At 61.0% G+C, this 24725-nt stretch carries 23 protein-coding genes and 2 tRNA genes; 15 read left to right on the top strand and 10 right to left on the bottom strand.

The genetic code is table 11. The features are described 5' to 3' along the window. Positions 1–82: 82 nt before the first annotated feature. A complete protein-coding gene (locus tag ACVWNW_RS06540) occupies positions 83–1207 on the bottom strand; it encodes a mannose-1-phosphate guanylyltransferase (RefSeq protein WP_454481797.1) in 1125 nt (374 codons plus the stop codon). Positions 1208–1330: 123 nt separating this feature from the next. On the opposite strand from ACVWNW_RS06540, the gene ACVWNW_RS06535 reads away from it, so the two are divergent. Continuing rightward, a tRNA-Thr gene (locus ACVWNW_RS06535) sits at positions 1331–1403 on the top strand. A gap of 40 nt (positions 1404–1443) precedes the next feature. Next, a tRNA-Leu gene (locus tag ACVWNW_RS06530) sits at positions 1444–1524 on the top strand. A 78-nt stretch (positions 1525–1602) separates the two neighbouring features. On the opposite strand, the gene ACVWNW_RS06525 is transcribed toward ACVWNW_RS06530, so the two are convergent. The 4 genes from ACVWNW_RS06525 to ACVWNW_RS06510 form a co-directional block, all read right to left on the bottom strand. Beyond that, complete coding sequence (locus tag ACVWNW_RS06525; RefSeq protein WP_454481795.1) at positions 1603–4431, bottom strand: hypothetical protein; 2829 nt, start codon at positions 4429–4431, stop codon at positions 1603–1605. 336 nt (positions 4432–4767) lie between these two features. Continuing rightward, the gene (gene rdgB, locus ACVWNW_RS06520) at positions 4768–5454 is read right to left on the bottom strand and encodes an RdgB/HAM1 family non-canonical purine NTP pyrophosphatase (protein WP_144178052.1); all 687 of its coding nucleotides are present in this window, start codon (positions 5452–5454) and stop codon (positions 4768–4770) included. 35 nt (positions 5455–5489) lie between these two features. Beyond that, a complete protein-coding gene (gene rph / locus ACVWNW_RS06515; RefSeq protein WP_454481793.1) occupies positions 5490–6254 on the bottom strand; it encodes a ribonuclease PH in 765 nt (254 codons plus the stop codon). A gap of 65 nt (positions 6255–6319) precedes the next feature. After that, complete coding sequence (locus ACVWNW_RS06510; RefSeq protein ID WP_454483418.1) at positions 6320–6958, bottom strand: Pr6Pr family membrane protein; 639 nt, start codon at positions 6956–6958, stop codon at positions 6320–6322. A 103-nt stretch (positions 6959–7061) separates the two neighbouring features. On the opposite strand from ACVWNW_RS06510, the gene ACVWNW_RS06505 reads away from it, so the two are divergent. Continuing rightward, positions 7062–8408: a nicotinate phosphoribosyltransferase gene (locus tag ACVWNW_RS06505; RefSeq protein WP_198230003.1), complete on the top strand. Its 1347-nt coding sequence runs from the start codon at positions 7062–7064 to the stop codon at positions 8406–8408. Next, positions 8408–9427, top strand: a complete 1020-nt coding sequence (locus ACVWNW_RS06500) for an aldo/keto reductase (RefSeq protein ID WP_454481790.1) — start codon at positions 8408–8410, stop codon at positions 9425–9427. Before ACVWNW_RS06505 ends, ACVWNW_RS06500 begins: the two co-directional genes overlap by 1 nt. A 25-nt stretch (positions 9428–9452) precedes the next feature. Here the strand turns inward: ACVWNW_RS06500 and ACVWNW_RS06495 are convergent, their stop codons facing one another. Beyond that, a complete protein-coding gene (locus ACVWNW_RS06495; RefSeq protein ID WP_024627652.1) occupies positions 9453–9764 on the bottom strand; it encodes a DUF3039 domain-containing protein in 312 nt (103 codons plus the stop codon). Between the two features lie 62 nt (positions 9765–9826). On the opposite strand from ACVWNW_RS06495, the gene coaD reads away from it, so the two are divergent. The 9 genes from coaD to ACVWNW_RS06450 all read left to right on the top strand — a co-directional run bounded on the left by coaD (position 9827) and on the right by ACVWNW_RS06450 (position 18212). Next, on the top strand, positions 9827–10336 hold the full coding sequence (gene coaD, locus ACVWNW_RS06490) for a pantetheine-phosphate adenylyltransferase (protein WP_046322473.1): 510 nt from the start codon (positions 9827–9829) through the stop codon (positions 10334–10336). Next, entirely contained in the window at positions 10333–11025 is a 693-nt protein-coding gene (locus tag ACVWNW_RS06485; protein ID WP_046322470.1) for an ATP synthase subunit B family protein, read from the top strand. The genes coaD and ACVWNW_RS06485 overlap by 4 nt, the downstream gene beginning before the upstream one ends. Further along, on the top strand, positions 11022–11642 hold the full coding sequence (locus ACVWNW_RS06480; RefSeq protein WP_144178062.1) for a YceD family protein: 621 nt from the start codon (positions 11022–11024) through the stop codon (positions 11640–11642). The genes ACVWNW_RS06485 and ACVWNW_RS06480 overlap by 4 nt, the downstream gene beginning before the upstream one ends. A 64-nt stretch (positions 11643–11706) precedes the next feature. Then, the gene (rpmF, locus tag ACVWNW_RS06475) at positions 11707–11901 is read left to right on the top strand and encodes a 50S ribosomal protein L32 (RefSeq protein ID WP_015021378.1); all 195 of its coding nucleotides are present in this window, start codon (positions 11707–11709) and stop codon (positions 11899–11901) included. Between the two features lie 105 nt (positions 11902–12006). Further along, positions 12007–12768 (top strand): ribonuclease III, encoded by a 762-nt coding sequence (rnc, locus tag ACVWNW_RS06470; protein ID WP_144178063.1) that lies wholly within the window; start codon positions 12007–12009, stop codon positions 12766–12768. A 217-nt stretch (positions 12769–12985) separates the two neighbouring features. Then, positions 12986–14926, top strand: coding sequence for an acetolactate synthase large subunit (locus ACVWNW_RS06465; RefSeq protein ID WP_454481786.1), 1941 nt, complete (start codon positions 12986–12988; stop codon positions 14924–14926). A 14-nt stretch (positions 14927–14940) separates the two neighbouring features. Beyond that, positions 14941–15495, top strand: coding sequence for an acetolactate synthase small subunit (gene ilvN / locus ACVWNW_RS06460; RefSeq protein ID WP_015021375.1), 555 nt, complete (start codon positions 14941–14943; stop codon positions 15493–15495). A gap of 30 nt (positions 15496–15525) precedes the next feature. After that, a complete protein-coding gene (locus ACVWNW_RS06455; protein WP_082097694.1) occupies positions 15526–16185 on the top strand; it encodes a sugar O-acetyltransferase in 660 nt (219 codons plus the stop codon). A gap of 62 nt (positions 16186–16247) precedes the next feature. Further along, positions 16248–18212 carry an ATP-binding cassette domain-containing protein gene (locus tag ACVWNW_RS06450; RefSeq protein WP_454481783.1) on the top strand — a complete coding sequence of 655 codons (1965 nt, stop codon included), beginning with the start codon at positions 16248–16250 and terminating at the stop codon, positions 18210–18212. A 2-nt stretch (positions 18213–18214) separates the two neighbouring features. Here the strand turns inward: ACVWNW_RS06450 and ACVWNW_RS06445 are convergent, their stop codons facing one another. After that, complete coding sequence (locus ACVWNW_RS06445) at positions 18215–18940, bottom strand: type 1 glutamine amidotransferase (RefSeq protein ID WP_454481781.1); 726 nt, start codon at positions 18938–18940, stop codon at positions 18215–18217. Between the two features lie 91 nt (positions 18941–19031). On the opposite strand from ACVWNW_RS06445, the gene cysS reads away from it, so the two are divergent. Beyond that, positions 19032–20609 carry a cysteine--tRNA ligase gene (gene cysS / locus ACVWNW_RS06440; RefSeq protein WP_144178067.1) on the top strand — a complete coding sequence of 526 codons (1578 nt, stop codon included), beginning with the start codon at positions 19032–19034 and terminating at the stop codon, positions 20607–20609. Positions 20610–20613: 4 nt separating this feature from the next. Further along, positions 20614–21642, top strand: coding sequence for a LacI family DNA-binding transcriptional regulator (locus tag ACVWNW_RS06435; protein ID WP_454481779.1), 1029 nt, complete (start codon positions 20614–20616; stop codon positions 21640–21642). Between the two features lie 5 nt (positions 21643–21647). Here ACVWNW_RS06435 and ACVWNW_RS06430 read toward each other — a convergent pair whose 3' ends face one another. From ACVWNW_RS06430 to ACVWNW_RS06420, 3 genes are all read right to left on the bottom strand, one after another. Further along, positions 21648–22772 carry a glycoside hydrolase family 172 protein gene (locus tag ACVWNW_RS06430; RefSeq protein WP_454483416.1) on the bottom strand — a complete coding sequence of 375 codons (1125 nt, stop codon included), beginning with the start codon at positions 22770–22772 and terminating at the stop codon, positions 21648–21650. A gap of 99 nt (positions 22773–22871) precedes the next feature. Further along, positions 22872–23753, bottom strand: a complete 882-nt coding sequence (locus ACVWNW_RS06425; RefSeq protein ID WP_046322455.1) for a carbohydrate ABC transporter permease — start codon at positions 23751–23753, stop codon at positions 22872–22874. A 20-nt stretch (positions 23754–23773) separates the two neighbouring features. After that, entirely contained in the window at positions 23774–24709 is a 936-nt protein-coding gene (locus ACVWNW_RS06420) for a carbohydrate ABC transporter permease (protein ID WP_024627639.1), read from the bottom strand. Positions 24710–24725 lie beyond the last annotated feature (16 nt).

The following is a 24725-nucleotide window of genomic DNA, read 5'->3' as shown; positions in this document are numbered from 1 at the left end:
CGGTTCTGTATCCCAAACTACTCACAAAAGCAGACAGAAGACAACAAAATCGGCCAACCTTCTGAGCTGGACCGGATCGCTCTCAGAGTATGTCGTCACAGCCGTACTGGGCCAGCTTAGCCACCATGTCCTTGACCTCCTGGCTGCGGGCCCGAGGGGCCACCAGGAGAGCGTCGGGAGTGTCGACGACGATCATGTCATCCACGCCCAGAAGAGCGACCGTGCGTTCGGAGCCGGGCACGACCATGTCTCCGGCTGAATCCAAGTACATGACCCGGTCGGCATCACCCAGAATCTTGATGTTGCGCCTGTTGGACGACGGAAGCAGACCCGCCACTGAATTGAAGTCGCCAATGTCGTCCCAATCGAAGCCCCCTGGAACAACAGCCACGCCGCCGGCCGCCGATAATGGCTCGGCTACGGCATAGTCGAAGGCGATCTTCTCGATGCCCGGCCAGTGCTCCTCCATAGCCTGTTTGCGCGCCTGCTCGCCCTGGTCCCAGACCCGGGCAATGGCCATAACTGCGGCGTGGAGCTCCGGCTTGTAACGACGCAGGCAGTCCAGGAGCACCTGCGCTTGCATGACGAACATGCCGGCATTCCATCGGTACTCCCCTGTTGACAGGTAGGCCTGGGCCGTAGAGGCATCCGGCTTCTCTACGAATTCGCTGACCAGGTGGGCATCCGGAGCCCCGGGAATGCGATCGGCCAGGGAGGGGCCTTGGTGGATATAGCCGAAGGCGGTGGAGGGACGGGATGCTGCGATGCCGATGGTGGTCACATAACCGGCTCGGGCCGCTGCCACCGCCTGCTCCACAGAGGCAGCGAACGCTTTGTCGTCTCGGATGACGTGGTCGGCGGCGAAGGAGCCCACGATGATTTCCCCACCGTGCCGCTGGGCCAGCACAGCAGTCGCCAAGGCTATAGCCGCCGTGGAATCGCGAGGAACAGGCTCGGCGAAGAGCGCGTCCTCAGCCAGGTCCGGAAGCTGCTGACGCACCTGGTCCACATGCCGCTGACCAGTGGAGACGACCACATGATCGGCCCCGCAGATGCCAGCCAGCCGGTCAAAGGTGCCCTGGATCATTGTTCTGCCTGATCCCAACAGATCGTAGAGGAACTTGGGCCGGTCCTGGCGGCTCAATGGCCAGAGCCGGGTACCCACGCCACCGGCCGGAATGACGGCATAGAAATCATTGAGATCCATGCCCTCCATTGTGTCAAGAAGCTTGTACACCCTCGGTCCAAGGCCCAAGGCGTTTTTTATCGCGCGCATCCAGTATGATGTAGCATGTTGTCTTCTTCCGGTATGTCCGGAGGGGAGGCGAAGGCCACTTTAGCTCAGTTGGCAGAGCGTCTCACTCGTAATGAGAAGGTCGACAGTTCGATTCTGTCAAGTGGCTCTTCTACCAGCTGCTTTTTAAACGGCGAGGTATGTCGTACGCGCGAGTGGCGTAATGGTAGCCGCGCAGGATTTAGGTTCCTGTGTCTTCGGACGTGTGGGTTCGAGTCCCATCTCGCGCACAGGAAACACCAGCAGGGTCTGCGCTCATACCCCAAATTCCATGGATACGAGTGCAGACCCTGCCTTATGCCGGAGAATCAGTATCGGCTCTCTTGCCTGTTCCTTAGACAGGCGACAAAGCCGACCAGACCCAGTGCCAGCATCGACAGTATCTTGAGCACGGAAAGCGGCCATCCTCCAGTGAGGGGCAGGGAGGCATTGGAGGGCCGGAATTCCAGCTCGTGCGACACTGTGGCTGACTCGTTTCCTCCCTTGAAGTTGCCGCTTTGAGGATCAGCGCTTTCAGCATCATCGGAAGAAACCTGGGCAGTGATTCCTCCCTTGTTTATCCCCTCAGGGGTACTCGCCTGCCATGAACCCTGGTCTCCCACAGCGACATCGGTGCTTGTATTGCCGGGCCAGGTTATATGGACCAGAGTGCCTTTGGTCTCAGGAATCCTTGTATTACCGTTGACATACTTGTATGCTTTCCCTCCTACTTGGAAGACGTCATACCGTTCCAAGGTCAGAGTGGTTGGCGTGATGTCGACCTTTTGATTGATGGAAACCGGATCCGAAGGGGCATTCAGCGGGTTGATCATCTTGACCTGGAAGGTATACTTTTCTGTCTCGTCGTCACCGTTGTAGGCCTTGAATTTGTCAGCTGGTATGTTCAAGCTCCAGGACCATGTGGAAGCCGTCGTCTTGACGACATTCAGCACAGATCCTGACGCGGGGTCCGTGAAGGAAGGCACAGTAGTATTGACCGCCGAGTCCCTCTGGAAGGTGTTGGCCGGTGTGGTCACCAGACTGGTCCAGTCCGAGGCAGTGTTCTGTTTCATGGAAATGGCCATCTTGGAATCGGTCATCCCCAGACCTCCCGAAGACCAGGCTGTATATATGGGTGAAACCGTGCCCTTCAAGGTGACGACCGAGTTTGCCGGCAGATTCCCGTTTTTTGTATGGGGCACCGTTACAGAGAGCTTGCCGTCGGGAGCCTTCTCGTTGGAGACGAAATAGGCTGTTCCTATGTTCGAGAAGAGCGAGGTCAAACCAAACCCGGAGGCTGACTCAGTTACCCAGGCGTGATAGCGCCTGTAGCCGTTATACTTATTGCCGGGATCAGGCGACGGATACTGCTTGTTGGTGTCCTGTATCTGCCAGGACCCTCCCTGCTTGCTCTTGGGATCGACCTTACATACGGTCTCTCCCAGTTTGAACCCCCAGTTGTCCGAGCTTTTCACCAAGTCGTCACTGCTCTTACTCTGCCCTTCCTTGAAGGGTTTGCTGGGATCCTCGCCATAAAGGGTAACCGTGTTGGGATGCGTGTCGTCTTTGGAGGGAGTGCACTCACCGCTGACCACCGGATCAAGCGTGCCGGTATAGACGCTCCCCGAGGCATTCAAGGAGCCGTCGGCATCATTCTGGATGTTGGTTATGGTCGGATCGTTGGGACGTGGCACATCATACTTATAGAAGGCAGTGTCAATGGTCCATCCCGTGTCCAGATTCTTATCCTTTTGCGTAGCATCCATATCGTCCGTTATGCCGGCAAGACCCACTCGCATTGGGTTGTATACTTCGGGGTTGACCGTGCAGTTGTTGCTAGTGCCGGTGTCATCCATATTCCTGGTCACAGGCCAGGTGACCAGCTTGAAGTACCCGTCGAAGCCCTCTTGTTCTGTAATGCGCTTGAAATCGATTGACCCGTCTTTTGCCTGCGGACCAGTCGGATTCGCTGCGTTCACGTTCAGCTCGTTTGCTGGACCTGTCGCCGGCTGCGCCATATTCGAGGCTTGAACGCCGGAATTATTAGCGTTGTTGGTTCCCACATCGTATTGAATGCCCCAGGAGGTTGTCTTTGCATTGTTCTTACTGATTTGTTGTTTATTGCCTAACAGTACGGGTTTGGGGGTCAAGGAATCGACAGGCATCCACTGGCTGTTTTTAAGACCAACCCACTGGTAGTAGTAAGAATCGGTCTTGGAGCATATATTGCTCCCGCCTCGGACATTGAACCAATAGACAAAGAAGGAGTTGGGCGGTGCTATCCCTGGGTTATAGGGTTTGCTCTGATTGTTTCCCAGATCAACTGAAAGCCCATAATCGGTTACCAGGCCCCAGTTGGCCTGATGCCCGCTCCACAGCACCGGATAATTGTCCCAGCCGACAAAGGATGCAGGCCCGCTGCAGCGGTTCGGATTGTTGGCGTAGCAATCGCCCATGTACAGCTTTATGTTTTTCCCCTGATCTGCAGTGATGTTGGAGACCGTATCGCCTAAACCGACCAAAGATTCAGGATGGAAGTCAGTGCAATCATCACTATTATAAGCCCACGGGGAAGAGCCGCAGGTCAAAGTATTCTGCGGACCAACAACCGCATAGAGGTTGAGCGGCTGAGGATAGCCCCCCACCTGGTAATATTGCGGGTTATCGTTTTTGTCTCCATAAGACAAATCTCCTTCAATGGAGATTACCAGAAAATCATAAAGGCCAGAGTTGATCACCTTGTGGACCGTGAAGTATTCGCCCTGGTTATACGCCCATTTCACTGCACCAGCGCCAGGGTCGGCAATAGAAGTTGGATTATTAGGATCACTGCTGTCTGACGGTATGGTCTGCATATAACGCAGTCGCCGATAGTGCGTTTTGCTGGTCTCTCCCTCGAATTCGTAGAAGAAAGACAATGCACAAGTTTGCGTTCCAGCCGCAGAGGAATCATCCCCGTTTTGGCATTGCGGATCGAATGCGCCATGCTTCACACGCAGGATGAAGTCCATGCGCAGCTCATCCTCGTAGGAATCAATTTTGTCATTATAAGCCAGAAGTTTATAGAGCAACGGCTTTGCGCTTGCTGTTGCGCCTTGCTCATCGGTGGCATTGGCCTGGTTTGCCGACAGAGCGCTCAACCCGAGGGGAACGACCATGGCCAGCGTCGCCAAAAGAGTTATCAAAACAGCGATGATAGGGCGATCCACATGCTGTGGACCCTTAGTGCCCCGTTCTTGCAAATGCTTCAACACGCTACCCCCCACACCACAATGAGACCATCTCCAGAATCAGATGGACTGCACGCTTGATATGTCCCCAGTGCAGGCCACGAAACCTTAGATCACAAGTGCCGCATCTTCATTTACGGTGTCTTCTATCCCCCTTACTTGCTTTAAGAGTACCGAAATTGAAGGCGTAATCTGGGATTCAAATAGGGTGTTTTCACAGCCGGTATTCCACGGCCTTTCACGGTGTTGACTCCGCCAGGCCTATCAGCCTTTTATATGGCCGTCCCCCAGCACCCAGCTGACGAGAATCGGCATGATGGCTGCCAATGCTTTGCCCCTGTGCGATATGGCATTCTTCTGGTCCGAGGTCATTTCCGCCGAGGTTAGCAGTCGCTGTTTGCCGGTGCCCTGCGGCTGATCCCTCGGTACGAAGATCGGGTCGTAGCCGAACCCGTTTTCCCCACGTGCCTGGCGGATGATGGTTCCAGGCATCTCGCCAAGCCTGGTCACCTGGCACCCACGGACGGCATATCCTGGCACATCCGGAACGACCAGGGCGGCAGCACAGACAAACCGCCCTCCCCTGTGGTCGTCGGGAATGTCGTTCAGCTGGTTCAGCAAGAGCTCCAAATTGGCCTGGTCGTCGCCGTGACGGCCGCTCCATCTTGCCGAAAGGATCCCCGGGGCGGCGCCCATCACATCAACGACCAGCCCCGAGTCGTCCGCCAGCGCGGGCAGACCGGACTCATGGGCAGCCTGCCCAGCCTTGAGAAGGGCGTTCTCCTGAAAAGTGGTGCCGGTCTCCACCGGATCGGGCAGTCCCAACTGGCCGGCCGAAACCAACTCGATCCTCTGGCCCTCATCGGCCAGGAAACCGTCAAGTATGCAACGAAGCTCACGTAGTTTGCCCTCGTTGTGTGTGGCCACAACCACTGTTTTGCCCTGCCCCATACCGATCCTTTTCGCTAAAATGCCCGCCCCGGGCGTCAGTCAGCTGCCAGAGCCTTGCGCTGTGCGGCCTGAAGCTCCTTGTTCCCCTTGGATGCCAGGTCCAACAAGAGGCCGAGCTCTTGACGGCTGAAGGGGCGATGCTCCGCCGTTCCCTGTATCTCTATGAAATCGCCGGAGCCTGTCATCGACACGTTCATATCAGTCATGGCCCGGCTGTCTTCCAAATAGGGAAGGTCCAGCATGGGCTTGCCATCGATGATGCCCACCGAGACGGCCGAGACGCAATCCTTGATCACCTTGTCGGCACTGCGGATGTGATGGTGGTCCTGGGCCCATCTGAGGGCATCGACCATGGCTACATAGGCGCCGGTGACTGAGGCGGTACGAGTGCCGCCGTCGGCCTGAAGCACGTCGCAGTCAAGCTGAATCTGATTCTCGCCCAGAGCCTTCATATCCACCACACCGCGCAGGCAACGGCCTATCAGCCGGCTGATCTCCTGGGTGCGCCCGCCGACCTTTCCCCGGACCGATTCTCGTGCAGTCCGGTCGCTGGTGGCCCTTGGAAGCATGGCATACTCGGCCGTAACCCAACCCAGGCCGGAGTCCTTGCGCCAACGGGGCAGCGTCGGGGTAAAGGAGGCGGTGCACATAACCCGGGTCTTGCCACACTCGATCAGCACCGAACCCTCAGGAGCCTCCGTCCAATGCCTGGTGATGACGACCGGTCGCAACTCATCAGCCGCCCTGCCGTCAGGCCGCAGCACGGCACCCTCCTGGAGCATGTCCTTGATAGCAACCATCAGTGATGATCCTTTCCGTTTCGCCCAGGCTCCCCTGGTCTGGTCCCCATTATTCCGTCAGCCGTCTACCGATCAATGGTCAGCGGTGTCTTGGCCGGCAGGATGCGATCGATCAGGAAGATGACCAGCGATAGGGCGAAGAAAACGACCAGGTACTCAGCCAGGTTGACCATCAATTGGGCCCAGCCCAGGTGTCTGAGGTCCAAGAAGGCATAGGGGTAAGGGTTTCCGCCCGGCTCCGGTCCTGAATGAGGCCAAATGGCGGCCCTGATCAGCACAAAAGCTACGTAGAAGGGGAAATAGATCAGCCAGGTAAGTACGTTGTGCCAGTGGAAACGACGATGAGGGTCGAACAAGAGGAAGTCCACCGATGCCAGGATGGGACTGATGACGTGAATCATCCATGTGGTCCGGATGCCCAGGACCAGCTTGTAATCCGTGCTGTTCAGCCCCAGAACCAGGATGGCCACCAACCCGGTGATGACGATGTAGAGTGTCAGGCAGCCTTTGAGCCAAGCTGGAGGCTGGATGCCCTTGAGCAGGGTGGCCGCTCCGGCCCAGAGCATGACCAGGCCTAAGGCGATATTGGTCTGGAAGGTAAAATAGACCCACTTATTGCCGATCCCCAGCAGCCAGGCCTCGTAGGTGCCGCCCAGGCAGAAAAAGGCGATCAGCAATCGGTAGATGCCCACAACGAATCTCATGCGGACCAGCTTATCCCGACCTTGGGAGGGCAGGGCGAGCCAGGTGGTCAGAGGATTAGACTGGGTGCCAACCAAGGGCTTTTCCACCCACAAAGGGGAAGATATGAACGCCGAAAACAACAGTAGGGACACCGGAACCTCCACGGCTCTGATGACCGATATGTACGAATACACCATGCTGGACGCCGCCTTGCAGGACGGCACGGCCGGACGCCAATCCGTCTTCGAGGTCTACACCCGACATCTGCCGGCAGGACGCCGCTACGGGGTGGTAGCAGGCACTGGGCGGATTCTGGATGCGCTGGCGAATTTCCACCCCAGCGAGGATGAGCTCCGCTTTTTGTCCGACCGTCACATCGTCAGCCAGACCACCATCGACTGGTTGGAGCACTTCCGCTTCACCGGTACCATACGCGGCTATCGGGAGGGCGAGATATTCTTCCCCGACTCCCCCATTCTGCAGGTCGAAGGCAGTTTCGGCGAATGCACCCTGCTGGAGACCCTGATTCTGTCCATACTCAACTACGACTCGGCTGTGGCATCGGCTGCCTCCCGCATGGTCACCGCGGCAAAGGGCCGGCCCTGCATGGACATGGGCGCGCGCCGGGCCAACGAGTATGCGGCCGTGGCGGCGGCCAGAGCGGCCATAGTCGGCGGATTCCAAGGAACCTCAAACCTGCTGGCAGCCAAAGAATACGGTTTCAAGGCCATCGGAACCGCAGCCCATTCATTCACCCTCCTGCATGACAGCGAGCGCGAGGCCTTCCAAGGGCAGATTCAGGCTCTAGGCAAGGGAACCACCCTGCTGACCGACACCTACTCCATCGAGGAGGCCGTAAGGACGGCCGTCGAGGTGGCCGGACCGGAGCTGGGCGGGGTCCGCATCGACTCCGGAGACCTGGGCTCGCTGGCCCAGCAGGTCCGCGCCCAGCTGGACTCACTGGGAGCCACCAAGGCCACCATCACCGTTACCAACGATTTGGACGAGTACGCCATCGCCTCCCTGCAGGATGCCCCGGTTGACTCCTACGGGGTGGGCACCATGCTGGTCACCGGTTCGGGAGCCCCTACCTGCGCCATGGTCTACAAACTGACCGAGCGGGAGAACTCCGACGGGGTTATGCAGGCCGTCGCCAAGAAGTCGGTGGGCAAGGCTTCGGTGCCGGGACGCAAGTTGGCCTACCGCTCCTACCACAACGGAGTGGCCGACGCCGAGCACGTCATTTCGGGTGCCGAGGAGGCTCTGGCAGCCTATAAGCCTGAGCAGGACTGGCGGGATCTGCTGGTCACCTATGTGGACCATGGCCAGAGCATGCCAGAGTACCAGGGTGGGCAGGCCGTTCTGGATGCCCGGGAGCACCGGGCCAAGGCCCTTGAGGAGATGCCCATCAACGCCCTGAGCCTGATGAAGGGCGAACCAGTCCTTCCCACCCTGGTGAGGAGCATCTGATGAACACGCAATCCGAAACCTACCAGCCCGACCCGAGCCGATACGATTCCACAACCTACCGGCGCTGCGGCGACAGCGGCCTGAAACTGCCGCCCATCTGCCTGGGCTGCTGGCACAACTTCGGTGACACCACGCCCCTGGAACGTATGCAGGAGCTGTGCACGACGGCCTTCGACCATGGCATCACCCACTTCGACCTGGCTGACAATTACGGTCCCGGACCAGGCGCCGCCGAGCGCAACATGGGAATCATCCTGCGACGGTGTTTCAGCCACCACCGCCAGGAGCTGGTCATCTCCACCAAGGCCGGTTATGAAATGTGGACTGGCCCTTATGGGGACTTCGGCTCACGCAAGCATTTGCTGTCCGGACTGGACCAGAGTCTGAAACGGCTGGGACTCGACTATGTGGATATCTTCTACCACCACCGCCCCGACCCGGACACGCCTCTGGAGGAAACCATGGGCGCCCTGGCCCAGGCGGTCACCAGTGGCAAGGCCCTCTACGTGGGACTGTCCAACTACGACGGGCCGACCATGAAGCGGGCCTCGGCCATCCTGAACGAGATGCACGTCCCCTTCGTCATCAACCAGAACCGCTATTCCATCTTCGACAGAACCATCGAGGACAACGGTCTCAAACAGGCAGTGCTGAAAGAAAAAAAGGGACTGATCACCTTCAGCCCGCTGGCCCAGGGACTGCTGACCGACCGCTACCTGCATGGGATTCCCGAGGACAGCCGGATTCGTGCCGACGGTCGCTTCCTCAAGGAGTCCGCCCTGACCCCACAGAGGCTGAAGCAAATCCAGGCGCTGAACGACCTGGCCCGTCAACGCGGCCAGAGTCTGGCAGAGATGGCCCTGGCATGGCTGCTCAGGGACCCCGCTGTCACCTCGGTGCTCATCGGCGCCTCCAAGCCCGAGCAGATTCTGGACAATCTCAAGGCTGTAGAGTCGGCCGATTTCAGCCAGGAAGAGCTGGCAACAATCGACCGAATCGCCCTGGGCAAGCAGTCCTGAAGTAGCCTGGACCGCTCAGCAACGCTCAGTGGCTGCCGCCGGTCATCTGTTCGTAGATGCGCTTGCAGTCCGGGCAAACCGGATACTGGGAGGGGTCATGCTTGGGCACCCAGACCTTGCCGCAGAGGGCTACGACAGGCCGGCCGGTCAGCTTGGACTCGGCGATGCGCTCACGGGAGACGTAGTGGGCGAACCGGTCGGCATCGCCCTGGTCGTTCAGCCGGGTTTTCTCGGCGGTCTCGGTGTCCGGACGGTCCAGAACGGCCGTACCGGTGCCCTGGTCGGGGTTCTGCTCCCGCTCCGGATCCTCCATGCGAATGCTCTTGCTTGCAGTCATGACATCTATGGTACGGCGGCGAGCTGCACGTTCGCTCCCTATGACGCGCTACGCTGAGAATCATGACTATCGCTGTATGCCCTGGCTCATACGATCCGGTCACCTCCGGCCACATGGATGTGATCGAACGCTGCGCCTGCTTCTTTGAGACGGTCCACGTGGTTGTGGCCGTCAACGCCGCCAAGACCCCCATGTTCAGCGAACAGGAGCGGGTGGCCATGATCCGCCGGGCCCTGGACGAGGACGGGTATCCGAACATCACCGTAGCCTCTACCGATGGTCTTATCACCGACTACTGCCGTAAGGTGGGCGCCTCGGTCATCGTCAAGGGTCTGAGGCAGAACGGGGACTATGAGGCCGAGCTGGGTATGGCCCTGGTCAATCGCAAGCTGTCCGGGGTGGAAACGCTCTTCCTGCCAGCCGATCCGGTGCGAGAGCACATCTCCAGCACCATCGTCAAGGACGTGGCCAGACACGGAGGGGATGTCACCGGTATGGTCCCCGACAGCGTCGTGAACGCACTGATAGGCACTTTGCACAGGGACACACCGCACACGGAAAAGAGCCAATGATGAACGAGCAGACCCAGGAAAGGGACGATAACGAGCCTATCGATGACTCGACCAGAACAAGCGTCCCCAGGCACGCAGTCGACATGAAGGACCTGCCCGACCTGCAGGAGGATAGAAGCGAGAGCGGGAATCCTCGATCGGAATTCACCACCGTCTATGACATCATCGACCGGATCCAGGCCATGCTGGATGAGGCCAAGGCCCCTATTTTCAGCCCGGGACTGGTCAAGGTGGACCGAGACGAGCTGTCCGACGACCTCAATGAACTCAAGAAAATGCTGCCAGTGCAACTGGAGCGGGCCTCGGCGCTCATGAGGGAGGCGGAGCGTCGGCTGAACACGGCGCAGACCCAGGCCAACGCCACCATATCCGATGCCCAGAGTCGAGCTGCGGACATCGTCAAGGAGGCCGGCGAGCAGGCACGCTTCCTGGCCGGCCAGGAGAATGTGGTGGCCATAGCCCGGCAGAATGCCCAGACCATCATTGACACGGCCCAGGCCCAGGCAGACCGTCTGGTCCAGGGAGCCAATGGCTACGCCGCCCAGGTCATGGGCGAGCTTGATACCCAGTTGGACAAGATGGGTCAGGATGTGCGTGCCGGCCTGGAGGTTCTCCACCAGCGTGAGCAAGAGGCGGCGCGTAGCATGAACGCGTCAGCTCCGGACCAAGGAGAGGAGACGCAGGGATGAGCAGACCGGAGGATTCCCCCTGGGCGGTTTCAGTGGCTCAGGTGTCGACGCGAGCAGGGCAGAGCACCCGGGTGGACCGTGATTTTCCAGCCCCGGAAGGCATCGGCGACCAGGTGGTGGGCATCCCTGCAGGAACGCCCGTGCATGTGGAGGGTGACATCGACTCCCTGGTGGATGGCCTTTTGTTGCAGGCCCACATCAGCGTGCCTTTGAACACCGAATGCACCCGCTGCCTGAGGCCCGTCAATACCAGCATCCAAGACGATCCGGTGGTCTTCTTCCCATACAAGGAGCCCGAACCAGAGCCGACCCATGGCAAGGAGGAGATTCTGGCCCAACAGGACGAGGCCAGCGGCCAGACCTATCCTCTGGTCAGCGGAGGCGCCTTTATGGATTTGGAGGCCCTCCTGCGTGACACCCTGGTGGAGGCCCTTCCCCTGCAGCCCCTGTGCCGACCCGACTGCCGGGGTCTGTGCCCCCAGTGTGGCATGGATCTGAATGACCATCCCGATCACCACCACGAGATGATGGACGATCGCTGGGCTGCCTTGGAGGGACTGAAGCAGCGTCTGGAGCAGGAGGAGAACCCCGGCAGCGACGGCCAGACTGGCGAATGACCGGAGGTTGCGGTAGACTGCTCTACGCTTAAGCTCGAAGTATTCGATCGAAACAGAGGACAATATGGCACTGCCAAAGTACAAGACCTCGCGCGCCAACACCCATTCCCGGCGCGCCAACTGGAAGACCCAGGCCGCCGCTACGGTGACCTGCCCCAACTGCGGAGCTCCTGCGCTGCCGCACATGGCATGCCCCAGCTGCGGCATGTACCGCGGGCGCGTCTACCGCGACGCCATTCGCTCGCAGTTCAGCAAGTGAGCCGATCGGCGATCGACACGCAATGAGAGAACCCCGGCCATCGACGGGTGGCAGGGGTTTTTCCATATCATCGGACGACAAGGCCGGGAAAGCGAGAAAGACCATATGCAGCAGGAGGAACAGGAGCAAGTGGATTCCGGCAACCAGGCGGCTGAGGATCTCTTCCAGGCCCTAGGTGGCAGGATCAGCCCGGAGTTGCTGGTGCACGCCCTGACCCATCGCTCCTTCGCCCATGAGCACCCAGGCATGCCCAACAACGAACGGCTGGAGTTCCTGGGCGACGCAGTTCTGGAACTGGTGGCCACCGAGACCCTATACAAGGTTCATCCGGACATGACCGAGGGCCAGCTGGCCAAGATGCGGGCCAAGGCAGTCTCCGAGGAGGCCCTGTCGGCCATCGCCCGGCAGAAGCTGCATCTGGGGCAGTATATTCTTCTGGGCCGGGGAGAGAGCGAAAACGGCGGGGCCGACAAGGACTCCATACTCTGCGACACCGTCGAGTCACTGATCGGGTCGGTATTTGTGGAGCACGGCATCGAGGGGGCCAGGACCACCGTCCATACCCTTCTTGACGACACCCTGGCCGAGGTGGCCACCGAGGGGCCAGCACTGGATTGGAAGACCTCGATCACCGTCAAGGCCCACAAGCTGGGCTTGGGCGAGCCCCGGTACGCCATGGCGGTCTCCGGGCCGGAATACGCCCAGGTCTTCACCGCCGAACTGCGACTGGAGGACGGCGGGACCGTGATCGGCAAAGGCCGGGCCAGCAGCAAGCGGAAGGCCCAGCTGGCTGCTGCCGCCCAGGGGTGGAAGCGGCTGGACGATCAGGATCTGCTTGCGGCCCTGCGCGCCGAGCAATCAGCCTGAAGTTCGAGCCGGAATTTCGGCATGCGGTACTGCCGCCACGCCCCGACCAGACCCCTGTTTAGACTATGGGCATAACCCGGAGGTACGCCGTCACGAACGGCATAGGTGCCTCCTCCTGATCGGGAATCGTCCGCCCACCCCGCCGACGCTCCGACAGGTTCGTATTTCGACATGCACGGCCGCAGGTCGGCGCGCAGTCTGGAGGTCGAGAGAAAACATGAGTCTGCCGACACCTCTGCAAGCGTTCAGCTCAGTACCCAGGAACTGGGACCATGACGACAAGGATGTCCCCGCCCAGGGCGAGCCCATGACGGGAGCCCAGGCGCTTATTCGGTCCCTGGAGGACCTGGGGGTCACCCAGGTCTTCGGCGTTCCAGGAGGGGCCATTCTGCCCGCCTATGACGCCATTGATAAACAGGCGCGCTTCAACTTCACACTGACCCGCCACGAGCAGGCCGCAGGGCATGCTGCCGAGGGCTACGCCGTCTCCACGGGCAAGGTGGGGGTCTGCCTGGTGACCTCCGGACCTGGAGCCACCAATATGGTCACCCCCATAGCCGATGCCATGATGGACTCGGTTCCCCTGGTGGTGGTGACCGGCCAGGTGGGCGTGGACTCCATCGGCACCGACGCCTTCCAGGAGGCCGACATCGTGGGCATCACCTACCCGGTGGCCAAGCACTCCTATCTGGTGACCAAGGCCCAGGACATCCCCCGGGTCATGACTGAGGCCTACCACATCGCCCGCTCGGGAAGGCCGGGCCCGGTAGTGGTGGACCTGAGCAAGACGGCTCAGAATGGCAAAATGCTCTACTCCTGGCCCCAGGAGATGATCCTGCCCGGCTACAACCCGGTGACGCGGGCCCATGGACACGTCCTGGATGATGCCGCCCGGCTCCTGGTCCAGTCACACAGGCCGGTCCTGTATGTGGGCGGCGGAGCAGTCCGTTCAGATGCCCGTCGACAGGTCCAGGAGCTCGTTCGAGCCACCGGTGCCCCCATGGTCACCACCCTGCCTGCGCGAGGCATCGTGCCCGACTCCGATCCAGCAGTTCTGGGAATGCCCGGCATGCACGGCACGGTGGCCGCCAACGGGGCCATCCAGCATTCCGACCTGCTGGTGGCCGTGGGCACACGCTTCGACGACCGGGTGACAGGCAGTCTGGAGGACTTCGCACCGGTGGCCCGGGTCATCCACATCGACATCGACCCGGCCGAGATCGGCAAGAACCGGCAGGCAGACGTACCCATCGTCGGGGACGTGGGCCAGGTGCTGGACGACCTGATTCCGGCGCTCAAGGCGGCTCAACGCACCTGGGGCAAGCCTGACCTCAAGCCCTGGTGGCGGCTGATCGACGGCTGGCGGCACGACTACCCCACCACCTTTGAACCCAGCCCAGACGGCACCCTAGCCCCCCAGTGGGTGGTTCAGACCTTGAGCAACAAGGCCGATCCAAATACCATCTGGGTATCCGGCGTGGGCCAGCACCAGATGTGGGCCAGCCAGTTCATCGACTTCGAACGCACCCGCTCCTGGGTCTCCTCCTGCGGACTGGGGACCATGGGTTACGGCCTGCCCGCTGCAATAGGAACAGCAATCGGCACCAGGGAAGAGGAAGATCCGCGGCCCGTCTGGCTGGTCGACGGGGACGGCTCCTTCCAGATGACCTCCGAGGAGCTGGCCACGGCCGGGCAGGCGGGACTGCCCATCCGCATCGCCATACTCAACAACTCTGTCTACGGCATGGTCCGTCAGTGGCAGACCCTCTTCTACGGCAGCCACTACTCCCAGACCAACCTGGAGGACGGCGGCGCCAAGCCCACGGACGGCAACGGCATCCCCGACTTCGTCAAACTGGCCGAGGCCTATGGCTGCCTGGGACTGCGGGCCTTTACCCAGGAGCAGGCTCTGGAGGCCATCGATAAGGCCAACGCGGTGACCGACCGGCCGGTTCTGATCGACTTCCGCGTCTGGAAGGATGCCATGGTATGGCCCATGGTCCCGGCAGGCGCCTCCAATGACACCATCATCTATAAGCCTGGCGTGCAGCCCCTGGCCGGCATCCGTCCGGAGCAGGAGCAGCCCGAGCCGCATGAGCAGACTGGAGCCGACCGGGCAGCCATGGCCAGCGACGCCGCCGGTCGCATGAACAAGTAGGAAAGGGGCACCACATGGCCAATTATCCAGCATCCAAGCCCGGTTCCGAACGGCACACCCTTTCCGTCCTGGTCGAGAACCGCCCCGGCGTCCTGGCCAGGGTGGCCGGCCTGTTCGCCCGGCGCGCCTTCAATATCAACTCCCTGTCCGTCTCGTCGACTGAGCGAGACGATATCTCCCGGATCACGGTCACGGCAGACGTGGAGGCCGTCCCGCTGGAGCAGATCATCAAGCAGCTCAACAAGCTCCTGCATGTGCTCAAGATCGTCGAACTCAAGGGCGACGAGGCCGTGGAGCGCGAGCTGGTCATGATCAAGGTCAAGGCCAATGAACGCAACCGCTCCGACGTGCTGGAGATTGTCAAACTCTTCCGCGTGCGCGTGGTCGACGTCCACCCCGAGTCCCTGACCATTGAGGCCACCGGGGCCGAGGGCAAGTTGGAAGCCCTGCTGCGTCTGCTGCGTCCCTTCGGCATCATCGAACTGGTCCGTTCGGGCGCCGTGGCCGTCACTCGCGGACCCCGGGCCCTGAGCGAAAAGGTACTGGGCTCGCAGATCACCGGCCGCTGACTCATCCTCAAATCCTAGAAGGTGGTGCCCATGACTGACGATGTAATGGAAGGAATGAGCCGGACGGGCCGAATCGAATGGGAGCGGATGGTATCCGGCCAGGTCTATCAGGACACCCACCCCGACATCGATCGCCAAAGGGAACGGGCCGAAAGCCTCTTCATGGAATACAACAGGACCGGCCCCGGACAGAAGCAGGAACGCCGAAGGATTCTAGAAGATCTGCTCGGCCAAGTGGGGCAGGATGTCGTCATCAACCCGGACTTCAGATGCGAGGTAGGCTGCAACATACGGATCGGCAGTCAGACTCTGATCAATTACGGCGCCGTCATGCTGGACAACGCCCCGATCACCATAGGCAGGAACGTGTGGATAGGCCCCGGCGCAGGGCTCTTCTGCACCAACCATGCCCTGGACTATGAGGAGCGGAAGGCTGGTGCCTGCCAGGCCCGACCCATCGAGATATGCCAGGGTGCCTGGCTGGGTGGTCACGTGGTCGTCCTGGGAGGAGTGCGGATTGGCCGTGGAGCCGTCATCGGGGCAGGGTCTGTCGTCACCCATGACATACCGGATCAGGTAGTTGCGGTCGGCAACCCCTGCACTGTCCTGCGGCCAATCACCGATGCGGACAGAACCGGTTATCTGGACAGAATTCGTCAGCGGGACCAGGAGAACGACCAGGACCAATAATCCCCCTTCCCTGAAGAGCCCACAGCTCATTCCATCCAAGGCTGGCGGTAGATTGGGGAATCATGCCCATCTATGATCTCGGTCTGGAACACGTCGCTCTATCCTTTGCCACCAAAACCATCTTCACGGATGTGACGCAGGGCATCTTCGAGGGTGACCGGATTGGCATCGTGGGCCGAAACGGCGACGGCAAGTCCACTCTGCTGCACCTGCTGAAAGGCACCCAGGAACCCGATCAGGGCCGGGTGACCATGCGCAATGGGCTCACTTTCGGCATGCTGGACCAGCGTGACCCCCTGAAAGACGAGGACACGGTCCGCAAGGCGGCCTTGGAGAACCGACAAGATTACGAGTGGGCCGCCGACCCCAGATCCCGCGAAATCGTCGAGTCCCTTCTGGGTGGCATGGAGCTGGAGGCCAAGGTGGGCACCCTGTCCGGCGGTCAGCGCCGCAGGGTGGATCTGGCACGGCTGCTGCTCCAGGATTGGGACATCCTGGCCCTGGATGAGCCAACCAATCATCTGGACCTGCTCACCATCCACTGGCTGGCCGAGCATCTGAAGAACCGCTGGGCCAAGAATTCCGGAGCCCTACTGCTGGTCACCCACGACCGCTGGTTCCTGGACGAGGTCTGCACCTCCATGTGGGAGGTGCATGACGGAACCATCGACCCCTTCGAGGGCGGCTACAGCGCCTACATGCTCCAGCGGGTGGAGCGCGAGCGTCAGGCGGACCTGGCCGAGACCAAGCGCCGGAACCTGGCCCGCAAGGAACTGGCCTGGCTGACCCGAGGCGCCCGGGCCCGCTCGACCAAGCAGAAGTTCCATGTCAAGGCCGCGCAGGAGCTGATCGCCGACGTACCACCCATGCGCAACAGCCTGGAACTCAAGCGGATGGCCACCTCCCGCTTGGGCAAACAGGTGGTGGACCTGGTCGACGTGACCAAAATCTATCCGGGGACCGACTCAGATGCCGCCGAAGGCAATGACAACCGGGTCCCCTCCCCTCATGCCGAACGCCCTCTGATGGGCTCAGTAACAGTGGCTGCTGATCCCGACAAGGATGGCGAAGATGGCCAGGACCGTCCGGGCACTGCAGCGGCCGACACCCTTACCATCAGCGGACACAAGGTCCTGGACGACGTGACCTGGCTAATCGGTCCTGGCGACCGATTCGGCATCGTAGGCGCCAACGGAGCAGGCAAGTCCACTCTGCTGGGTCTGATTGACGGCAGTGTGTCTCCCACGGCAGGACACGTCAAGGTCGGCAAGACGGTCCGCTTTGCGGTGCTGACCCAGCGTCTGGACGAGCTGGAAAAGCTCGGCCGCTATCGAATCAAAGAGGTCCTCAGCCGCTACAAGCCCACCTATCTGGTCGAAGGCAAGGAGGTGTCCCCGAGCCAATTGATGGAGCGCCTGGGCTTTGAAAGCTCCCAGTTGATGACCAGAATCAGCGACATGTCTGGCGGGCAAAAGCGCCGTATGCAGCTCCTGCTCATCCTATTGGACGAGCCCAACGTGCTGATCATGGACGAGCCTGGCAACGATCTGGATACCGACATGCTGGCTGTCATGGAAGACATGCTGGACTCATGGCCGGGCACCCTGATTGTGGTCTCCCATGATCGCTACCTGCTGGAGAGGGTGACCGACCAGCAGTTCGCGCTGATCAACGGCAAGGTGGTTCATCTGCCCGGCGGTGTTCAGGACTACCTGGATATGGTCGAGTCTGCCGACCGGGAGGCTGCGGATGCTCCAAGTCAGACATCAGCCAAGGAGGCTGGGGATCCCAATCAGGCCAAGGCCGAACGAGTTGCCAGACGAAATCTGAGCAAGCAGGCATCCGCCATCGAGCGCAAGCTGGCCAAGCTGGCCGATCAGCGCAAGGATCTTGAGCGACAGATGGCCGAGCACGACCCCGGCGATTACCAGGGTCTCAACGAGCTCAACAGCAAGCTCAAAGATCTGACCGGGCAATCGGACCAGCTGGAGGAGGAGTGGCTGACCATCGGGGAGGAACTGGAGTAATCTCAGGCGACGGCCAGCTGGGCGGCCTGGGTCGAGCATCGTGCCGCAAAAGCAGAGAAGATTGCGTCGGCCAGAGGCTGCATCTGCGGCATCCCTTTGATAAACTCGTCGCGCATTTTAGCGATCTTGGACTTCTTCATCGTGCCGACCATGCTCGGCACCTGCATCCACTCCTCGAAGATGGGCGCCGTCACCTCCAGATGGAACTGCAGGCCCAGGGCCGACCCCAGCCGGAAAGCCTGAACCTTGGTGGCCTGGGAGCGGGCCAGTAGCTTGGCCCCCGGCGGCAGGGTGACCTGGTCGGCATGCCAGTGCAGCACATCCGTGTTCTTGCTCCACATGGCCACGTCGTCGTCCTGCCCCACCCAGCGGATGGGTCCCATGCCGTATTCGGGCTCCTGGTTCTTCATCAGGGTGCCTCCCAGGGCCCGCGCTAGAATCTGATGACCCAGGCAAATCCCCAGAATGGGCTTGTTGGCAGCCATCGCCGCCTTGGCCAGCTTGGTCTCCGCCTTGAGTCCGGGGTGTTGCGCGTAGTCATCAGCCGACATGGGCCCGCCCATGATGACCAGCCCCGCCAGCTCACGCGAGCGCGGCAGCTCGGGCTTCTTCTCATCCACGATATTGGTGATCTCGGTGTCCAGCCCGCACTCCTGAAGATTGTCGAGAATGCGACCCGGCTTTTCCCAATCCACATGCTGGAGTACCAGCACCCTAGGTTTCGCCATGATTCCATTCTTGCACACATGCCGTCGGACCGAGTCTGCGGGCTCGGCATTTCCCCCTGGACAGTCAGCAAGCCTTGGTAGGCTCAAGGATATGGACACGAGTTCGCAACCGCATGATTCCAAGGCTTCAGTCAGTCTGGCCGCAGCTGGTCTACGTCTGTATGACACTGCTGATCACCAGGTGACCCCCTTCAGACCCATTGAACCGGGCAAGGTCGGCATCTATGTGTGCGGAGCCACGGTGCAGAGCTCGCCCCACATTGGCCATATCAGGACCACCCTGGCCTTCGACGTGATCCGACGCTGGCTGCTCAGGCTGGGATACCAGGTGACCCTGATCCGGAACGTGACCGACATTGACGACAAGATCCTGACCAAGGCGGCGGCCAACGGCCAGCGCTGGTGGGAGCGGGCCTACATCTACGAGCGCGAATTCACCCACGCCTATGAAACCATGGGAGTCCTGCCACCCACCTATGAACCTCGAGCCACCGGACACATCCCCGAGATGGTCGACCTGATCCAGCGCATCATCGACCACGGCCATGCCTATGTGGTGCCCGACGAGCAGGGCCGACCATCAGGCAACGTCTATTTCGACGTGGCCTCCTGGCCTGAGTATGGTGCCCTGACCCACCAGCAGACCGGCACCCAGCCCGCTGACGAACAGGCCGCCGCCAACGACCGGCTGGGACCCAGTATCGACACCGATGACCAGGCTGCCAACGCCGATGAAGAGCCCGGCAAGCGCGACCCCCGTGACTTCGCACTTTGGAAGGCGCCCAAACCCACCGATCCGCCCACGGCTCGCTGGCAAACACCCTTCGGCACGGGCAGGCCGGGCTGGCATCTGGAATGCTCGGCCATGAGCCACCGCTATCTGGGTGCGGATTTCGACATCCACGGAGGCGGTCTTGACCTTCGATTCCCCCATCATGAGAACGAGATGGCCCAGTCGCACGCAGCCGGCTGGGGGTTCGCCCATCGATGGATGCACACGGCCTGGGTGACCCAGAAGGGCGAGAAGATGAGCAAGTCCCTGGGCAACGGGCTGTCCGTGGACCAGGTGCTATCGCAGCATCCGGCCTGGGTGGTGCGCTATGCCCTGGTCTCAGTGCAGTACCGGTCCATGCTGGAATGGTCCGACCAATCCCTGCAGGAAGCCGAAGGTGCCTACGAGCGCATCAGCAACTTCGTGGACCGGGCCGGACGAATCCTGGGATCACAGCCCGAGCGCACTCGGGTAACGGGACTGGGCGCGGACGATCTGCCAAAGGACTTTGTGCAGGCCATGAATGACGACATCAACGTCTCTGGCGGTCTGGCTGCCCTCTATGCGCTGATCCGTCAGGCCAACGCGACCATGGATGCCAATTCTGAAACTCTGGACCGGAAGTGGCTGGCTAATGCCCTGCTCCAAGTCAGAGCCATGCTTGATGTCTTCGGACTTGATCCACTTGATCCCCACTGGGCAGGAGCCGCGGCCGTCCGTGACAATCGAGCCATGAACACCTTGGATGCCTTGGTAGGCCAGCAGTTGCAGGAACGCAATCAAGCACGAAAAGATCATGACTTCGCCCGTGCCGATGCCATCCGGGACCAGCTGACGGCGGCCGGCGTGGCTGTGGCGGATACACCCGCTGGCAGCACCTGGGACCTGAGCCGCTGAACCCATGTCCGACATACGCGACGTCGCCAGAAGGGCCGGGGTCTCGGTCAGCACAGTCTCCTATGCCTTCTCCGGCAAACGTCCCGTCTCTCCCGGAACCTACCAGCGAATCATGCAGGCCGCCGACGAACTGGACTACGCCCCGGATGCCGGCGCCAGGATGCTGCGGGCCAAGCGCAATCAGATCGTCGCTCTGAGCGCCCCGCTCCGACCCGGTCAGAACCGGGACTCATATGCGGACTACTTCATCGAGATGGCCAGTTGCGAGCATGCCCGGGGCTATGACTCCCTGTTGCTGACTGCCGAGAATGGCGTTGAAGATATCCGGCGGGTCACTCGTAGCAATCTGGCCGACGGAGTGGTGCTGATGGATCTGGTGGACGATGACATCCGCGCCGCCCAGGCCGCCTCGTATGGACGCCCCTGCGTGGCACTGGGGTTGCCTCGGCAGCACACAGCATGCGCCTGTGTGGATCTGGACTTTGACCTGATGGGTCGTATGGCGGTGGAAGCCATGGCCAGAGCGGGACGCAAACGCCTGCTCTTTCTGGAGGATCTGGAGGGCGAATACCGGCGCGGGTCCGGCTTCCGCCTCATCCTGCTACGCAGTCTCAAAACCTGGGCCTGCCGTCTGGGGATGGATCTGCAGCTTGAACCGGGCCCTACCGGCAGCGATCTGGCCTACACCCAGCAAGTGCTGGACATCATCCATCACGGCCACATTGATGGTCTGATCGGCCAGATCCGCCCCTCCCTACTGGACACTGTGGTGGTCCGCATGCGCTCAGACGGCATGAGCATTCCCGATGACGTGGCTGTTCTGTCCTGCGCTGCAGGCAAGGTCAGCCATACTCTTGAGCTTCAGGGTATCTCTGAGATGCCACTTACCCCCCGCTCACTGTGCGCCAAGGCTGCGGATCTGCTGACACAGGCTGTGGAGGAGGGGGCTTCTCTGGCTGGACGAGTCCTACTGGAGCGCCCCAGGCTGATCGATCGCGCCTCCATCAGCCGACAGAAGCAGGAGGCCGCCTGAGCCAATCAACGGGGTCGGCGGTCCCGCTCCCCCGTCTCCAGCACGTTCTGCGGGAAGGGCTTATGGGGCTCCTGCTGGTACCAATAGGCCACGCTGGCCAGATCATCCTGACGTTCGAAGTAGCCCTGTTCGTCCACACCTATCTGCTGCAAGGTCACCTTGATATCGCTGCTGAAAATAATCGGGTCGGGGATGTGCCAGCGGTAGAACCCCCTGGTCACGGGGGTGTCAGCATCCCAGTACTGGGATTCGCGGTTGTCCAACTGCCTGGAGTGGAAGGGAAATCCCATGTAGGCCCCGCTGTAGGTGGCCTCGCGCATCCGGCCATCCGGGTCCTGCCCGGCAAAGCTCCAGGCGCCGCCGAAGTAGTCCTCGCTGCCTGTGGAGCACCAGGTGGGATAGTCCTTGTCCCCATCCAGGTAGACCTTGATCTCGCCCTCGCCCCACCAGCGGCTCTCCAGGGCGGTCAGAGCCAGATAGGTGCCCACGTATGAGCCCCGGCCATGCACCCCATCCAGGATCACATAGTCCTGGCCAAGTTCGGTGACCCGCTGACGGCGCCACTGGGCATGGAAGGTCATGACCTCCTCGGGCAGCTCGTCCTTCTCCACATAGTCGATCTGGTAGAAGAAGGCCTCAATGGGTTCGTTGTGCCGGTTGCGCAGGACGATCCGGGCCCCGTCATGGAAGGGCATGGGCCAGTAACAGTTGAAGCCTCGACGCGGATAGACGGCCACAGGCACGGACTCCACCCGGCAGGCCTGGGCGTGACCACAGCAGAAGAAGTCGCCCAGGGGCACGCAGACTGAGGGTGTCTGTTCGCCATCCCAGTAGCATTCCAGGATCAGATTGCGCAGGACGTTGGGCCCGGTGGGTGAGGTGGCATCGGTCACAGTCATCCAGATATGGCGGATCTCGCCCGCGCCGGACAGGTCGGCCAGAACCATGTCCTGCCCGGGAGGAATGTTCTTGAGACAGGGGGTCCCCTTTCTGGATGGACCGAGATTGCTGGCTGTCATGGCCGCTCTGCCTTTGCCTCCCCGAGGGTTCTCGGCGTTGATGCAGCGGGTGCGGTCCGCGGATGAGCGGGTCAGCGCCTCAAGACCGTTGGTGATGTTCGGCATGGTCATACCCATGGTTGTGATTGCCTTTCATATTCGGGCCGCCCGTTCCCCTCCTCTGCCTTCTTGCAGCGGGCGGCCATGTTCAGTGTACTTGTGCAGCGGCGGTTACTTGACAGCGCCCGCCACTATTCCCTGCGAGAGCTTCCTCTGGAAGAAGATGAAGAAGATGATGGTGGGAATGATGCTGAGCAGGGAGGCGGAGGCCAGGTCGGTGGCGGCCATGGTGTGCTGCCCCTGCATGGTGGCCAAGGCCAGCGGGATGGTCTGCGTCTTCTCGCTCATCAGGAAGGCCATGGGAATCATGTACTCATTCCAGGTCCAGATGAAGAAGAAGACGAAGAGGACGCTGATGGTCGACCAGGACACCGGCAGTACGATCTTGCGCAGAATCTGCCAGCGCGAGGCCCCGTCGACGGTGGCCGCCTCCAGGATGGCCTGGGGGAAGGTCCCGTAGACCGAGGAGAGCAGGTAGGTGCCGTAGGCGCTCTGGATGATGGTGAAGATGATGATGATGGACCACTGGGAGTTATAGAAGCCCATCCACTTGAACATGACGTAGAGCGGGTAAAGCAGGGCCTCCTGGGGAACCATGTTGGCCAGCATGATGAACAGGAGGATGACCGTGTTGCCCTTGACCCTGCCGATGCCCAGGGCGAAGGAGTTGAGGACCGAAAGCAGGACCCCGACCACGGCAACCACCAGGGAAATCAGCAGGGAGTTGCCCAGTTTGAGCGGGAAATTGCTCTTGTTCCAGAATGAGATGATGCCGTCCATGCTGAAGTGGGCGGGCACGGACAGGGGGCCCGTGGCGTTGTAGTCAGCCGTGGTCTTGAAGGCGTTCAGGACCAGGATCAGCAGGGGGAAGAGCATGATCACAGCTCCCGCGATGAGCAGGATCAGACCGGCCCAGTTCCCCCAGGTGCGGATTCTACGGGCGTGCCGGGAGGACACCCGGGCGTCGGCTTGCAGTGTAGCTTGATTATTCATGATGTGCTTCCTAGCCTTCCTCAGGCGATGCTCTTTTGCACGCGCTTCTGCACAATGGTGAAGACGATGGAGAAGATGACGATGACCACGGTCAGGGATGTCGAAATGGCGGCGCCGTAGCCCACCTGCTGCACCTGGAAGAACTGGTTGTAGGAGTAGTAGGAGGGAACCATGGTGGAGGTGCCGGGCCCGCCCTTGGTCAGCAGATAGACCGGAGCGAAGGTCTTCAGAGCGCCGATGGTGGAGGTGAGGATGACCACCAGCAGCTCGGGAATGATGGAGGGCAGGGTGATGACGCGGAACTTCTGCCACCAGTTGGCCCCGTCCAGGCTGGCCGCCTCGTAGAGCTCGGGATCCACCCGCTGCAGTCCAGACATGAAGATGACGATGGGATAGCCCAGCTGGATCCAGATCAGGATGACCATGAGGATGGGCAGGGCCGTGGTGGTCGAACCCAGCCAGTTGTGGGCCAATCCGCCCAGGCCGATCTTGGTCAGCAGGTCGTTGACCGCACCGTCTTCAGGCCGGAAGATCCAGCCCATGATGATGGTGGCCACGGCCACAGGCAGAACCTGGGGCAGGTAGTAGAGGGCCCGCAGGGTCGAGGAGGTATGAGGGCCGAACTTCTTCTGGATCACATCAGTCAGGGCCGAGGAGATCAGCAGGCCCAGAACCGTGGGAATGATGACGATGGCCACAATGATCCAGAGGGTGTGCCCGAAGGAGACCCAGAAGGTCGAGTCGCCCATGAGCCGTCGCCAGTTGCGCAGACCCACCCATTTGGTTGGCCCCACCCCTCTCCAGCGGGTGAAGCTCAGGTAGATGTTCCAGAAGATGGGCACGATGACGATGGCCACAATGCCTATCAGACCGGGAATCAGATAAGGGACGAACCGCGAGGGCGCACTGCCCGGGATTCGGGACTGCGCCTTTTTCCTGCTATGTGTGTCAGACATGCTTGTACTCTCCTTG

The organism is Bifidobacterium sp. JNUCC 75 (assembly GCF_054819865.1).
Note: the sequence above shows the minus strand (reverse complement) of the source record. Positions and strands in the feature narration are given on the sequence as shown.

Coding starts and splice junctions, on each gene's coding strand:
- ACVWNW_RS06540 (WP_454481797.1), bottom strand. CDS start 1,207: ATGGATCTCAATGATTTCTATGCCGTCATTCCGGCCGGTGGCGTGGGT.
- ACVWNW_RS06525 (WP_454481795.1), bottom strand. CDS start 4,431: ATGGTCGTTCCCCTCGGGTTGAGCGCTCTGTCGGCAAACCAGGCCAAT.
- rdgB (WP_144178052.1), bottom strand. CDS start 5,454: ATGGGGCAGGGCAAAACAGTGGTTGTGGCCACACACAACGAGGGCAAA.
- rph (WP_454481793.1), bottom strand. CDS start 6,254: ATGGTTGCTATCAAGGACATGCTCCAGGAGGGTGCCGTGCTGCGGCCT.
- ACVWNW_RS06510 (WP_454483418.1), bottom strand. CDS start 6,958: ATGAGATTCGTTGTGGGCATCTACCGATTGCTGATCGCCTTTTTCTGC.
- ACVWNW_RS06505 (WP_198230003.1), top strand. CDS start 7,062: ATGAACGCCGAAAACAACAGTAGGGACACCGGAACCTCCACGGCTCTG.
- ACVWNW_RS06500 (WP_454481790.1), top strand. CDS start 8,408: ATGAACACGCAATCCGAAACCTACCAGCCCGACCCGAGCCGATACGAT.
- ACVWNW_RS06495 (WP_024627652.1), bottom strand. CDS start 9,764: ATGACTGCAAGCAAGAGCATTCGCATGGAGGATCCGGAGCGGGAGCAG.
- coaD (WP_046322473.1), top strand. CDS start 9,827: ATGACTATCGCTGTATGCCCTGGCTCATACGATCCGGTCACCTCCGGC.
- ACVWNW_RS06485 (WP_046322470.1), top strand. CDS start 10,333: ATGATGAACGAGCAGACCCAGGAAAGGGACGATAACGAGCCTATCGAT.
- ACVWNW_RS06480 (WP_144178062.1), top strand. CDS start 11,022: ATGAGCAGACCGGAGGATTCCCCCTGGGCGGTTTCAGTGGCTCAGGTG.
- rpmF (WP_015021378.1), top strand. CDS start 11,707: ATGGCACTGCCAAAGTACAAGACCTCGCGCGCCAACACCCATTCCCGG.
- rnc (WP_144178063.1), top strand. CDS start 12,007: ATGCAGCAGGAGGAACAGGAGCAAGTGGATTCCGGCAACCAGGCGGCT.
- ACVWNW_RS06465 (WP_454481786.1), top strand. CDS start 12,986: ATGAGTCTGCCGACACCTCTGCAAGCGTTCAGCTCAGTACCCAGGAAC.
- ilvN (WP_015021375.1), top strand. CDS start 14,941: ATGGCCAATTATCCAGCATCCAAGCCCGGTTCCGAACGGCACACCCTT.
- ACVWNW_RS06455 (WP_082097694.1), top strand. CDS start 15,526: ATGACTGACGATGTAATGGAAGGAATGAGCCGGACGGGCCGAATCGAA.
- ACVWNW_RS06450 (WP_454481783.1), top strand. CDS start 16,248: ATGCCCATCTATGATCTCGGTCTGGAACACGTCGCTCTATCCTTTGCC.
- ACVWNW_RS06445 (WP_454481781.1), bottom strand. CDS start 18,940: ATGGCGAAACCTAGGGTGCTGGTACTCCAGCATGTGGATTGGGAAAAG.
- cysS (WP_144178067.1), top strand. CDS start 19,032: ATGGACACGAGTTCGCAACCGCATGATTCCAAGGCTTCAGTCAGTCTG.
- ACVWNW_RS06435 (WP_454481779.1), top strand. CDS start 20,614: ATGTCCGACATACGCGACGTCGCCAGAAGGGCCGGGGTCTCGGTCAGC.
- ACVWNW_RS06430 (WP_454483416.1), bottom strand. CDS start 22,772: ATGACCATGCCGAACATCACCAACGGTCTTGAGGCGCTGACCCGCTCA.
- ACVWNW_RS06425 (WP_046322455.1), bottom strand. CDS start 23,753: ATGAATAATCAAGCTACACTGCAAGCCGACGCCCGGGTGTCCTCCCGG.
- ACVWNW_RS06420 (WP_024627639.1), bottom strand. CDS start 24,709: ATGTCTGACACACATAGCAGGAAAAAGGCGCAGTCCCGAATCCCGGGC.